Genomic DNA, 13,593 nt, shown 5'->3' on the forward strand with positions numbered 1-13,593 from the left:
CTCAGGGCCAATGGGCTTTCCCGCACCTGGCGTTTTGAGTTGCGTTTATGTCGTTGCACGCCGTGCGCCCCAAGATCCTGGGTTTTATCAGTGAAGATGTCTCGGCCTGGCTGATCGCGCTGCTGGTATTGCTCGTCGGCGGGATTCTGACCGGGTTGCTGGCCTGGTCGACACTGAACCTGTTTCACCATCAATTACGGCAACGTTTCCAGCTGCTCGCCAGTGAACGTTACAGCCGTATCGAAGAACGTTTCGAAGATCAGGAGCAGCGTCTCGACGGCCTGCGCCGGTTCTTCGCCAATTCCCAGTCGGTCTCCCGCGAGGAGTTCGACGGCTATACCCAACCGTTGCTGCACCGCACCCAGGCGTATTCATTCGCTGCGCGGGTGACCCGTGATGAGCGGGCGGCGTTCGAGCGCAAGGTGCGTGAAGAAGAAGGTTTGAGCGACTTCACCCTGCGTGAGCTCAATGCCGAGGGCCAATTGCAATTGGCTGCCGAACGGGATGAATACGTGGCGGTGCTTTACAACCAGACCCGAAGCCGACTCGGCTCGCCGCTCGGCTACGATTTGTTCGCCCAACCGTTGCGCCGCGCCACCCTTGATCGGGCAGACAAGTCGGGCGGCATGGCCGTCTCGCAACCGTTGCATCTGGTCGGCATCGAGCCGGCCTATGCGCGGGGTGTGCTGCTGGTGGCGCCGGTGAAGCGTGAGGGTGATGCCGCGACGGCGACCGCCAAACCCTACGCTTATGTCATGGCGGTGATCAGCATGCGCCAGCTGCTGGCGGACGGGTTGCCGGACGCCAGTCATGACTATCTCTCGGTGCGCATCCTCGACCTGTCCACCGACGATCAGCACGAAGTGCTTTACGAGTCCTATAACGCGCCAGCGCCCAGTGAATTGTCCGCGACACGCCTGTTGCGTATGGCCGACCACGACTATCAAGTCGACATATTACCCAGCGAAGCCTTTCTGAAAGCCAACCATTCCTCGGTGACCAGCCTGGTGGTGCTTGGTGGTTTGCTCAGTGTGCTGCTCAGTGCGTTGCTCTACGTGCTGGTCAGCCAGCGCCAGCGTGCGTTGAAAATGGTCGAGCAGCGCACCCAGGAGTTGCACGACCGCGAGCAGGAGTTGCGCGGCACTCACGGCCAGTTGCGCGGCGTGCTGGATGCCGCGACGCAAGTGGCGATCATCGCCACCGACCTGCGTGGCGTCATTAGCACCTTCAACGCCGGGGCCGAGCAGATGCTGGGTTACTCCAGCGCGGAAGTGGTCGGGCGCATGACCCTGGAAAACCTGCACTTTCCCCGAGAGCTGGTGGCTCGCTCGGCGGAGTTGAGTGCGCGCTATGGCAAGCCGATCCCGACCTGTCAGGCGATGTTGGTCGAAGGGGGAGAAGAGGGCGGTCACGAAGCGCGGGAATGGACGCTGGTTCGTCAGGATGGCAGCCATCTGACGGTGAACATGCTCGCGACCCCGGTACTCGACGAGCAAGGTCTGTGGATCGGGCATCTGGCAGTCTGCATCGACATCACCGAACGCAAGCGCGTTCACGAGGCTTTGGCTGCGCGCGACCTGTTGCTGAAAAAGCTCAGCGCCCATGTGCCCGGCGGCATTTATCAATTCAAGATGGAATTCGACGGTCGCTTCAGCGTGATCTACGCCAGCGACGGGATTCGCGAGATCTACGAACTCGAACCGGATGTACTGTTGCTCAACGCGGAAGCGATCTTCACGCGGATTCATCCGCAAGACACGACTCGCGTGCGCGCCTCGATCCGCGCGTCGGCGGATACGCTCAGCCCGTGGCGCGAGGAATACCGGGTGATACTGCCTCTGCGTGGCCTGCGCTGGGTTCGCGGCGAGGCGACCCCGGAGGAACTGCCTGGCGGCGGTGTGCTCTGGCATGGCTACATTTCGGATATTTCCGACCTGAAGCGGGTGGAAGAAGAGCTGCGGGCGCTGTCGATCACCGATTCTCTGACCGGGATCCACAACCGCCGCTACTTTCAAGAGCGCCTGACCACTGAAATGGCCCGGGTCGAGCGCGGTGGTGGCGAGTTGTCGGTGATCATGCTCGACATTGACCACTTCAAACGCATCAACGACCTGCATGGCCACGCCGTGGGCGATCGGGTGTTGCAGGCCGTGTGCGAGCGCATCAGTCTTCGCCTGCGCCGTACCGACGTGTTCTGTCGGCTGGGGGGCGAGGAATTCATGGTGTTGTGTCCGGACATCGACGGCGAACAGGCTCACGTGCTGGCCTTGCAGCTGTGGCAAGGATTGCGCAGTTCACCGATCGAAGGCGTGGGGACCGTGACCGCAAGTTTCGGGATTGCCAGTTGGCGAGTCGGAGAAGGCGCGGACGCGCTGTTGCTGCGCGCGGATTCGGGGGTGTACGCGGCGAAGCAGGCGGGACGGGACCGGGTCGAGCCGCAAACCAGCTAAGACCCCATGCAAAACCTTTGTGAGAGCGGGTGTTTTTTAAAGTCGCATGCAAAACCCTGTGGGAGCGAGCCTGCTCGCGATGAGGGTCTGACATTCAACGTTGATGTTGACTGTCATACCGCTATCGCGAGCGGGCTCGCTCCCACATTTGAATCTATGGGGTTCTATGGATTTGGGTTAGAGCACCGAAGCCGTTTCCGGCACTTTCGGCTGGCGATACAGATCCAGCAGCACCTGATCCAGCACCGACGACGCGCCAAACGGCGCCTTGTCGTTGAGGATGGCCACCACCGCCCAAGTGTTGCCATTGACGTCACGGCTGAAGCCGGAGATCGCGCGTACGGTGTTCAGGGTGCCGGTCTTGACGTGGGCTTCGCCGCGCATCGCGGTGGTCTTCAGGCGTTTGCGCATGGTGCCGTCGGTGCCGGCAATCGGCATCGAACTGATGAACTCGGCGGAATACGGGCTGCGCCATGCGGCTTGTAGCATCGCCGCCATTTCACGGGCACTCACACGTTCTGCACGGGACAGGCCGGAGCCGTTCTCCATCACCAGGTGCGGCGCGGTGATGCCTTTCTTCGCCAGCCATTGACGCACTACACGCTGGGCAGCCCTGGCGTCGTCACCGTCGGCATCGGTGCGGAATTTCTGGCCCAGGCTCAGGAACAGCTGCTGAGCCATGGTGTTGTTGCTGTACTTGTTGATGTCGCGAATGATTTCTGCAAGATCCGGCGAGTAAGCCCGGGCCAACACCTTGGCGTTGCTCGGCGTCGGCGCCAAACGATCCCTGCCCTGGATGCTGCCGCCCAGTTCCTTCCAGATCGCGCGTACGGCGCCGGCGGTGTAGGTCGCGTGGTCGAGCAGCGACAGATACGTCTGCGAACTGCAGCCATCGCCCAACTGGCCGCCGACCGTCACGGTTACGCTGCCATCGGGCTGGGTCACCGGGTTGTAACGCACGCCACCGGTGCATTGCTTGGAATTGACCGCTTTCACCTGGTTTTCAATAGTGATGCTGGCAATCGGCGGTTCCACCGACACCAGGACCCGGCCGTTGTCGTTGCGCGCCACGAAGCGCAAGGCCTTGAGGTTGACCATCAACGAGTCGGGCTTGACCAGGAACGGCTTGTTGTCGTCATTGCCGTCGTCGTTGAACTCGGGCAGTTGCGGTTGCACGAAGAAGCCGCGGTCCAGCACCAGGTCACCAGTGATTTGCGTCACACCGTTGGCGCGCAGGTCACGCATCAGCAGCCAAAGTTTTTCCATGTTCAGTTTCGGATCACCGCCACCCTTGAGGTAGAGGTTGCCGTTGAGGATGCCACCGCTCAGGGTGCCGTCGGTGTAGAACTCGGTTTTCCACTGATGGTTCGGGCCGAGCATTTCCAGCGCGGCATAGGTGGTCACCAGCTTCATGGTCGAGGCCGGGTTGACCGACACGTCAGCGTTGTAAATGGTCGGGGTGCCCGGGCCGTTCAGCGGGATCATCACCAGCGACAGGGCGTTGTCCGGAAGTTTGCTGGCCTTGAGGGCTTTTTCGACGTTGGGGGACAGGCCGGTATTGATGGAGGCGGCGGAAACGGAGAAGGCCAGAGGGAGAAGGAAACCGGCCAGCAGCAATGGACGCAAAGATTTGATCATGTGAAATAAAACCCTACATTCGAGGGGAAAAAAGACGAGGGCATGAAAATAAATTCCCTCAGTGGTCATGAAAGTGTCGGCATTATGCCCCAAGGTGTAACGGCTTGTGCCTTGCCGTGGCCCTCTAATCCGCAATTTTTTTACCGGCGGTAACTGTAGAGCTGCCGAGAGACGGGCAATCAGCGCCTTAAACTGCTAAAGTGCCGCCCGTTATTACTTATGAGGATTGTTCCAATGGCGACTAACCGTTCCCAGCGTCTGCGCAAAAAACTGTGCGTCGATGAATTTCAAGAGCTGGGTTTCGAGCTGAACCTGGATTTCAAAGAAGATTTGGCTGATGAAGCCATTGATGCTTTCCTCGACGCGTTCCTGAAAGAAGCCATGGAAGCCAACGGTCTGGGCTATGTTGGCGGCGACGACTTCGGTCTGGTTTGCCTGCAGAAGCGTGGCTCGGTGTCCGAAGAGCAGCGCGCTGCTGTTGAAGCCTGGCTCAAAGGCCGCAGCGAACTGACCGAAGCAACCGTCAGCCCGCTGATCGACGTCTGGTACCCGGAAAAGCCGATCAATCCGGTAGCTTGATGTTGTAAAAAAAACGGCGACCCAAGGGTCGCCGTTTTTTTATGTCCGCAAGATCAAGATCAAGAGCTCGCAGCCTCGTTTCACTCGACAGCTGCTACGTTGGAATGAGTTTCCTGTAGCAGCTGTCGAGTGAAACGAGGCTGCGTTTTTACGTTTTACGCCAATTCAGAATCACCAGCGTCAACACCCCCGCGACAATTCCCCAAAACGCCGAACCAATGGAAAACAGTGTCAGCCCCGACGCCGTGACCATAAAGGTAATCAACGCCGCCTCACGTTCCTTCACTTCGGTCATGGCAATGCTCAGGCCATTGATGATCGAGCCGAACAACGCCAGCGCCGCAATCGACAGCACCAACTCTTTAGGCAGCGCCGCAAATAACGCCGCCAGTGTCGCGCCGAACACCCCGGCAATCCCGTAGAAAATCCCGCACCAGACCGCCGCCGTGTAACGCTTGTTGCGATCTTCATGGGCATGCGGCCCGGTGCAGATCGCCGCGCTGATGGCCGCCAGGTTGATCCCGTGGGAACCGAACGGCGCCAGCAGCAGCGAGGCGATGCCGGTGGTGGTGATCAGCGGCGAGGCCGGCACGGTGTAGCCGTCGGCGCGCAATACGGCGATGCCGGGCATGTTTTGCGAAGTCATCGCCACCACAAACAGCGGAATGCCAATGCTGATGGTCGCGGCCAGGGAGAAGTGCGGCGTGGTCCAGACCGGCGTTGCCACTTCCAGATGGAAACCGCTGAAGTCCAGCAACCCCATGAACCCCGACAGCGCCGTGCCGATCAGCAACGCCGCAAGCACCGCATAACGCGGCGACAGGCGCTTGACCAGCAGATAAGTGAAGAACATCGCCAGTACCAGCGCGGTGCGATGCTGAGCGGCGACGAAGATTTCGCTGCCGATCTTGAACAGAATCCCCGCCAGCAACGCTGCGGCCAATGACGCCGGGATCTTTTTCACCAGGCGTTCGAAGCTACCGGTCAGGCCGCAAATCGTCACCAGCACTGCGCAGGTAATGTAGGCGCCGATGGCCTCGCCGTAAGTCACGCCGCCGAGGCTTGTGATCAACAGCGCCGCGCCGGGGGTCGACCAGGCGATGGTGATGGGCGTGCGATAACGCAGGGACAGGCCGATCGAGCACACCGCCATGCCAATCGAGATCGCCCAGATCCACGATGAAATCTGCCCGCTGGTCAGGCCCGCCGCTTGTCCGGCCTGAAACATCAGGACCAGGGAACTGGTGTAGCCGGTCATCATCGCGATGAAGCCGGCGACGATCGCCGCCGGTGACGTATCGGCCAACGGGCGGAGCTGCGGGTGCGTGGCGTCGTTCATGACAGCGGTGTTCCTTAATGCGTACGAAAATATCCACAGCAACGCAAAACCCTTGTAGGAGCCGGCTTGCTGGCGATGGTGGGTCAGCTACATCTATGTCAACTGATACACCATCGCCAGCAAGCCGGCTCCTACAGGAGATCGCGCTGCGTATTCTGGGTTAAAGCCTAAACTCAAAAGTAACCAACCGTTGCGATACAGCAGAAGCGACAAACAGCCGTACAGTCGTGTTGCCACCATCCATTGTGTACAATCGCGGTGTTTTTTACGCGATACTTGCCAGCGACCCACTGTGCCGTATTACAGTCACGGTCAATTCGCCGCAGTTCTCCCGACTCGAGTGCCCATGAACGAACAGTTGCAGCCCCTAAAGAAACAACCGCGAGCAGGCAAAGCCGGCCGCAGCGGTACCCAGGACGATATTGTCTACGCGCATATCTTCGAGGCCATCCTCGAACAGCGTCTGGCGCCCGGCACCAAGTTGAGCGAAGAAGCGCTGGGGGAAATTTTCGGGGTCAGTCGCACCATCATTCGCCGCGCGCTGTCGCGCCTGGCCCATGAAGGCGTCGTGCTGCTGCGTCCGAATCGCGGCGCCGTCGTTGCCAGCCCGAGTGTCGAAGAGGCCCGTCAGGTGTTCCTGGCGCGGCGTCTGGTAGAGCGGGCGATCACTGAACTGGCGGTTCAGCACGCCACTGCCGAGCAAATTGCCGAGTTGCGGCAAATGGTCAACGACGAACGCGACAGCTTCTCCCGAGGCGATCGCGGTGCCGGTATCCGTCTGTCGGGCGAATTCCACCTGAAACTGGCCGAAGCGGCGAAGAATGCACCGCTGATCAGCTTCCAGCGCAGCCTGGTGTCCCAGACTTCGTTGATCATTGCTCAGTACGAAAGCGGCAACCGTTCCCACTGTTCCTACGACGAACACACTCAACTGATCGACGCCATCGAAGCGCGTAACGGTGAGTTGGCGGTGAACCTGATGATGCACCACATGGATCACATCGACAGCAAACTCAACCTCGACGAAGAAAGTGCGTCGGATGATTTGCATGCGGTGTTTTCGCATTTGTTGCAGACCAAGAAGCCGGGGCGGCCAGCGGTCAAACTCTAAGGTAAACCGAGTCGCGCCCATCGCGAGCAGGCTCGCTCCCACAGGGTTTGAGGTGGAACACAAAATCGTGTGAACGCCATAAATCACTGTGGGAGCTGGCCTGCCAGCGATAGCGATCTGACCGGCAACAAAAATCCCCCGGGGCTGAACACCACCGGGGGATTTTTTTATGCCTGAAAGAATTAGCGCTGATGCACCTGATTCCCCGCCGCATACGTCTGCAGAACAGTCCGGTCATCCCCCAGCGTCATCAGCACAAACAACGTCTCGGCAATGTTATTGGCCTGCTTCAAGCGATAGCTCAGCAGCGGCGTGGCGTTGTAATCGAGCACCAGGAAGTCCGCGTCGGTGCCCGGCTTCAGGGTGCCGATCTTGTCTTCCAGACGTAGTGCACGTGCACCGCCGAGGGTCGCCAGGTACAGCGATTTGAACGGGCTCAGTCGCGCACCTTGCATCTGCATGACCTTGTAGGCTTCGTTCAAGGTTTGCAGCAGCGAGAAACTGGTGCCGCCGCCCACGTCTGTGCCCAGGCCGACATTGAGTTTGTGCTTCTCGGCCATCGGCAGGTTAAACAGGCCGCTGCCGAGGAAGAAGTTCGAGGTCGGGCAGAACGCAATCGCAGAGCCGGTTTCCGCCAGCCGCGCGCATTCGTCGTCGCACAGGTGCACGCCGTGGGCGAACACCGAGCGTTCGCCCAGCAATTGGTAGTGATCGTAAACGTCGAGGTAGCCCTTGCGCTCCGGGAACAGTTCCTTGACCCACTCGACTTCCTTCAGGTTTTCACTGATGTGAGTCTGCATGTACAGGTCTGGATATTCACTGAGCAACTGGCCGGCGAGGGTCAGTTGTTCCGGGGTGCTGGTCGGGGCGAAGCGCGGGGTGACCGCGTAATGCAGGCGACCCTTGCCGTGCCAGCGCTCGATCAGCGCCTTGCTTTCCACGTAGCTCGATTCGGCGGTGTCGGTCAGGTAGTCCGGCGCGTTGCGGTCCATCATCACCTTGCCGGCAATCATCCGCAGGTCCAGCTGTTCGGCGGCTTCGAAGAACGAGTTCACCGATTGCGGGTGCACGCTGCCGAAAACCAGTGCCGTGGTGGTGCCGTTACGCAGCAATTCCTTGATGAAAATGTCCGCGACTTCATCGGCATGAGCCTTGTCGGCGAACTGGCTTTCACACGGGAAAGTGTAGGTGTTGAGCCAGTCCAGCAGTTGCTCACCATAGGCACCGACCATGCCGGTTTGCGGCAGGTGAATGTGGGTGTCGATGAAGCCAGGAGTGATCAGCGCGTCCTGATAATGAGTGATCTCGATGTCGGCCGGCAGGGTGGGCAGCAATTCGCTGGCGTGGCCGAGGGCGCTGATCTGGCCGTTATCGACCACCAGCAGCCCGTCTTCGAAATACTCATACGAGGCTTCGATGCCTACCTCAGCAGGATCGGCGATGCTGTGCAGAATGGCGGCGCGGTAGGCTTTGCGAGTCAAAGGCATGGGAGTTCTCAGTTTGAGGCTTGGCTGCGGCGTGAAGCAGGCAGCAGTTTGGCAATCGATGATCCGGCGCTGGCGGTGTGCTGGCCGAAATTCGCGTTATAGGTGGCGATGATTTCGCCAGCGATGGAGATGGCGATTTCCACAGGCAACTTGCCTTTGACTTCGCCGATGCCCATCGGGCAGCGCATGCGTTGCAGCACGGCGCTGTCGAAACCACGGTCACGCAAGCGGTGTTCGAACTTCACCCGTTTGGTCTTCGAACCGATCAGGCCGAAGTAGGCGAAGTCGTTGCGCTTGAGGATCGCGGCGGTGAGTTCGAGGTCGAGCTGGTGGTTGTGGGTCATGACGATGCAGTAGCTGCCGGCAGGTAGGTTGTCGATTTCATCCACCGGTTCTTCAGCGACGATTTTGCGCACGCCGTGGGGGATCTGTTCAGGGAACTCCGCTTCCCGCGAGTCGATCCAGCGCACCCGGCAGGGCAGGCTGGCGAGTAGCGGCACCAATGCGCGACCGACATGGCCGGCACCGAACACGGCGATTTGCGCCTGGACCTGGCCCATCGGTTCGAACAGCAACACGGTTACGCCGCCGCAGCACTGGCCGAGGCTGGCGCCGAGGCTGAAGCGCTCCAGGTGGGTGTCCTGCTTGCCGCTGGCCAGCATCTCGCGGCCGATCTGCATGGCTTTGTATTCCAGGTGCCCGCCACCGATGGTGTCGAAGGTCTGGGTAGCGCTGATGACCATTTTCGAACCGGCATTGCGCGGCGTCGAGCCGAGCTCTCCGATGATGGTCACCAACACGCAGGGTTCACCCTGGGATTGCAGGTCGGCGAGGGCGTCGATCCAGTTGTACATGTTTCACCTCGACATCTCTGTTGTCTGTTCGGGCCTCATCGCTAGCAGGCTAGCTCCCACATTGTTTTGTGGTGTCCACACATTTTGGATTCCTACGAATCCTGTGGGAGCTAGCCTGCTAGCGATTGGCCGCGCCTCGGTATCAGAGCGAAGCCAACTCAACTTCGGTCTCGGCAACCTTCGCCGCCTTCAACTGCCGCATCTGCTCACACCCCCACAACACCCGCTCAGGCGTCGCCGGCGCATCGATGTTCGGCTGATGCTTGTAGTCGCCCAGACTGGCCACGGCGTCCTTGATCGCACACCACGACGCGATGCCCAGCATGAACGGCGGTTCACCCACAGCCTTGGAATGGAACACCGTGTCTTCCGGATTCTTGCGGTTTTCCACCAGCTTCACCCGCAGGTCCAGCGGCATGTCCGCCACGGCCGGGATCTTGTAGCTGGCCGGGCCATTGGTCATCAGTTTGCCTTTGTTGTTCCACACCAGTTCTTCCATGGTCAGCCAGCCCATGCCCTGGATGAAACCGCCCTCGACCTGGCCGATGTCGATGGCCGGGTTCAGCGAATCGCCGACGTCGTGGAGGATGTCGGTACGCAGCATCTTGTACTCGCCGGTCAGGGTGTCGATGATCACCTCGCAACAGGCTGCACCGAAGGCGTAGTAGTAGAACGGCCGACCACGGGCCTGGCTTCGGTCGTAGAAGATTTTCGGGGTCTTGTAGAAGCCGGTGCTCGACAGCGACACCTGGGCGAAATACGCCTGCTGGATCAGCGCTTCGAAGGTCAGGATGTGATCGCGAACCCGCACGTGGCCGTTGTGGAACTCCACGTCTTCTTCGCTGACCTTGTACTGCCGCGCGGCAAATTCAACCAGTCGCTTCTTGATGATTTCAGCGGCGTTCTGTGCGGCTTTACCGTTGAGGTCAGCACCGCTGGAAGCGGCGGTCGGCGAGGTGTTCGGGACCTTGTCGGTGTTGGTGGCGGTGATCTGCACGCGGTCCATTTCCACCTGGAACACTTCGGCTACAACCTGGGCAACCTTGGTGTTCAAACCCTGGCCCATTTCGGTGCCGCCATGGTTCAGGTGGATGCTGCCGTCGGTGTAGATGTGGATCAGCGCACCGGCCTGATTGAGGAAGCTGGCGGTGAAGGAAATACCGAATTTCACCGGGGTCAGCGCCAGGCCTTTTTTCAGGATCGGGCTGTTGGCGTTGTAGCGACGGATCGCTTCGCGGCGCTCGGCGTACTGGCTGCTTTCTTCCAGTTCGGCGGTCATCTCCTCGAGCATGTTGTGCTCGACGGTCTGGTAGTAATGGGTGACGTTGCGCTCGGTCTTGCCGTAGTAGTTGGCCTTGCGCACGGCCAGCGGGTCGAGGGCCAGATGACGGGCGATCGCGTCCATCACTTCTTCGATGGCGACCATGCCTTGCGGGCCGCCGAAACCCCGGTACGCAGTGTTCGACGCGGTGTTGGTCTTGCAGCGATGACCGTTGATGGTCGCATCGCCCAGGTAGTACGAGTTGTCGGCGTGGAACATCGCACGGTCGACAATCGATGCCGACAAGTCCGGCGAGCAACCGCAGTTGCCGGCCAGTTCCAGGGCGATGCCGTGCAGGCGGCCGGTGCTGTCGAAGCCGACGTCATACTCGACGTAGAACGGGTGACGCTTGCCGGTCATCAGCATGTCTTCGACGCGGGGCAGGCGCATCTTGGTCGGCTGGCCGGTGAGGTGGGCGATGACTGCGCACAGGCACGCGGGGCTTGCGGCCTGGGTTTCCTTGCCACCGAAACCACCGCCCATGCGGCGCATGTCGACGACGATTTTGTTCATCGACACGTCCAGAACCTCGGCCACCAGTTTCTGCACTTCGGTCGGGTTCTGGGTCGAGCAGTAGACAATCATGCCGCCGTCTTCGGTCGGCATCACCGAAGAGATCTGGGTTTCGAGGTAGAAATGTTCCTGGCCACCGATGTGCAGCGTGCCTTGAATGCGATGTTCGGCAGTCGCCAATGCGCCGGCCGAATCGCCGCGCTGATGGGTGTGGCTGTCGAGCACGAAATGGCGTTTGCGCAACGCTTCAACCACGTCCAGCACAGGTTCCAGATCTTCATATTCGATGATCGCGGCCATGGCGGCTTTGCGTGCGGTTTCCAGATCTTTTGCGGCAACGGCCAGCACTGGTTGACCGACGAACTGCACATCGTCGATGGCCAGCAATGGATCGCCCGGCAGCAACGGACCGATGTCTTTCAGGCCCGGCACGTCTTCGTGGGTGATGGCGATGCGCACGCCTTCAAAGGCGTAGCACGGCTTGGTGTCGATGCTGATGATTTTCGCGTGGGCACGGTCCGAGAGCCGGGCGTATACGTGCAGCTGATTGGGGAATTCCAGCCGGTCGTCGATGTACTGCGCTTCGCCGGACACATGCTTGGCGGCGCTGTCGTGCTTGACGCTGCGGCCGACACCGGTGGTCAGGTCCTTGGCGAACAGTTCAGCCAGTTCGGCCTGGGTCTTCTCTACGGCGTGATGGTTAGACATAAGCGGTCACCCGAGTCTCGATGTGCGGCGTTTGCAGTTCGATGAAGTATTTGCGCAGCAGATTCTGCGCGCTGAGCAGGCGATATTCCTTGCTGGCGCGGAAGTCCGAGAGCGGCGTGAAATCTTCGGCCAGTGCGGCACACGCACGTTCGACGGTGGCGTGGTTGAACGGCGCGCCGAGCAACACGGTTTCGCAGTTATTGGCGCGTTTCGGAATCGCGGCCATGCCGCCGAATGCCACGCGAGCGTCCGCGATGACACCGTTTTCAATGCGCAGGTTGAACGCCGCGCACACGGCGGAAATATCATCGTCCAGGCGCTTGGAAACCTTGTAGGCGCGGAACAGTTGTTCGGCGCTGGCACGGGGCACGATGATCTTCTCGATGAACTCGCTTTCCTGCCGCGCGGTGACCCGGTAATCGATGAAGTAATCTTCCAGGGCCATCGTGCGGCGAGTTTCGCCTTTGCACAAAACGATCTGCGCGCCCAACGCGATCAGCAGCGGTGGCGAGTCACCGATTGGCGAAGCGTTGCCGATGTTGCCGCCGAGGGTGCCCTGGTTGCGGATCTGCAAGGACGCGAAGCGTTGCAGCAATTCGCCGAAGTCCGGGTATTCGGCTTTCAAGGCTTCGTAGCAATCGGAGAGGGCGGTCGCCGCGCCGATTTCCAGGCGGTCGTCGAAGCGTTCGATGCGCTTCATCTCGGTGACGTTGCCGACGTAGATCATCACTGGCAGGGTGCGGTGGAATTGGGTGACTTCCAGCGCCAGATCCGTCCCGCCGGCCAGTAGCCGGGCCTGTGGGTAAGCGTCGTAGAGGTCGGCCAGATCGGCCACGGTCAGCGGCACCAGGCAGCGCTTGTCGCCACTGTTGAGTTCGCCGATGTCGGTAGGGGCGATGGCTTTCAGGCGGGCGATGGTGTCGGCTTCGCGAGCATCGAACTGATCCGTTTGCTTGCCGCAGCAGGATTGTTCGGCAGCGGCCAGAATCGGCCGATAGCCGGTGCAGCGACAGAGATTGCCGGCCAGCGCTTCGTGAGTCTTGTGAGAATCGGGCTCATCGCTGTTTTTTTGCAATGCGAACAGCGACATCACAAAGCCCGGGGTGCAGAAGCCGCATTGCGAGCCGTGGCACTCGACCATGGCTTTCTGCACGCTGTGCAGTTCGCCCTGGTGCTTGAGGTCTTCGACGCTGATCAATTGTTTGCCGTGCAATGACGAAACGAACGTCAGGCACGAGTTGAGGCTGCGATAGCGAATGTGTTCGCGGCCATCGTCGTCCGTTTGCAGCTCGCCGACCACCACGGTGCACGCGCCACAGTCACCGCTGGCGCAGCCTTCTTTGGTGCCGGGTTTGCCCACATGGTCGCGCAGATAATTGAGCACGGTCAGGTTTGGGTCCAGGGCGTGCTCGCTACGGAGTTCCTGGTTTAGTAAAAACTGGATCACGGAAGGCCTCGCAGACTCATTATTGTTGTTAACCGACTTGAACCGAATTTATCAGGTCTGACTTTGCGGTCAATGATTTTCTGACTTAAAGGTCAGGAAAACCCGTTTTGTCGATCAACGACTCGTTCCTTCATTATTGACCCTCG

9 protein-coding genes are annotated in these 13,593 nt (G+C 60.1%); 3 read left to right on the forward strand and 6 right to left on the reverse strand.

Annotated features, from left to right (window positions below; translation table 11 throughout):
* Nucleotides 1–47: 47 nt before the first annotated feature.
* The gene (locus tag ACA070_RS09230; RefSeq protein ID WP_497450867.1) at nt 48–2,450 is read left to right on the forward strand and encodes a sensor domain-containing diguanylate cyclase; all 2,403 of its coding nucleotides are present in this window, start codon (nt 48–50) and stop codon (nt 2,448–2,450) included.
* 177 nt (nt 2,451–2,627) lie between these two features.
* Here the strand turns inward: ACA070_RS09230 and dacB are convergent, their stop codons facing one another.
* Nucleotides 2,628–4,088 (reverse strand): D-alanyl-D-alanine carboxypeptidase/D-alanyl-D-alanine endopeptidase, encoded by a 1,461-nt coding sequence (gene dacB / locus ACA070_RS09235; RefSeq protein WP_497450868.1) that lies wholly within the window; start codon nt 4,086–4,088, stop codon nt 2,628–2,630.
* Between the two features lie 234 nt (nt 4,089–4,322).
* Here dacB and ACA070_RS09240 point away from each other — a divergent pair, with 234 nt between their 5' ends.
* Complete coding sequence (locus tag ACA070_RS09240) at nt 4,323–4,667, forward strand: YggL family protein (protein ID WP_007896965.1); 345 nt, start codon at nt 4,323–4,325, stop codon at nt 4,665–4,667.
* A gap of 148 nt (nt 4,668–4,815) precedes the next feature.
* On the opposite strand, the gene ACA070_RS09245 is transcribed toward ACA070_RS09240, so the two are convergent.
* The gene (locus ACA070_RS09245; protein WP_497450869.1) at nt 4,816–6,006 is read right to left on the reverse strand and encodes a benzoate/H(+) symporter BenE family transporter; all 1,191 of its coding nucleotides are present in this window, start codon (nt 6,004–6,006) and stop codon (nt 4,816–4,818) included.
* A 346-nt stretch (nt 6,007–6,352) separates the two neighbouring features.
* On the opposite strand from ACA070_RS09245, the gene ACA070_RS09250 reads away from it, so the two are divergent.
* Nucleotides 6,353–7,117 carry a GntR family transcriptional regulator gene (locus tag ACA070_RS09250; protein ID WP_010456474.1) on the forward strand — a complete coding sequence of 255 codons (765 nt, stop codon included), beginning with the start codon at nt 6,353–6,355 and terminating at the stop codon, nt 7,115–7,117.
* A 182-nt stretch (nt 7,118–7,299) separates the two neighbouring features.
* Here the strand turns inward: ACA070_RS09250 and guaD are convergent, their stop codons facing one another.
* The 4 genes from guaD to xdhA form a co-directional block, all read right to left on the reverse strand.
* Nucleotides 7,300–8,604 (reverse strand): guanine deaminase, encoded by a 1,305-nt coding sequence (guaD, locus tag ACA070_RS09255; RefSeq protein WP_461980514.1) that lies wholly within the window; start codon nt 8,602–8,604, stop codon nt 7,300–7,302.
* Nucleotides 8,605–8,612: 8 nt separating this feature from the next.
* Nucleotides 8,613–9,458 carry a xanthine dehydrogenase accessory protein XdhC gene (gene xdhC / locus ACA070_RS09260; protein WP_497450870.1) on the reverse strand — a complete coding sequence of 282 codons (846 nt, stop codon included), beginning with the start codon at nt 9,456–9,458 and terminating at the stop codon, nt 8,613–8,615.
* Between the two features lie 142 nt (nt 9,459–9,600).
* Nucleotides 9,601–12,000 (reverse strand): xanthine dehydrogenase molybdopterin binding subunit, encoded by a 2,400-nt coding sequence (gene xdhB, locus ACA070_RS09265; RefSeq protein WP_497450871.1) that lies wholly within the window; start codon nt 11,998–12,000, stop codon nt 9,601–9,603.
* Nucleotides 11,993–13,447: a xanthine dehydrogenase small subunit gene (xdhA, locus tag ACA070_RS09270; protein WP_497450872.1), complete on the reverse strand. Its 1,455-nt coding sequence runs from the start codon at nt 13,445–13,447 to the stop codon at nt 11,993–11,995. The genes xdhB and xdhA overlap by 8 nt, the downstream gene beginning before the upstream one ends.
* Nucleotides 13,448–13,593 lie beyond the last annotated feature (146 nt).

This window comes from Pseudomonas sp. LBUM1678 (genome assembly GCF_059695575.1).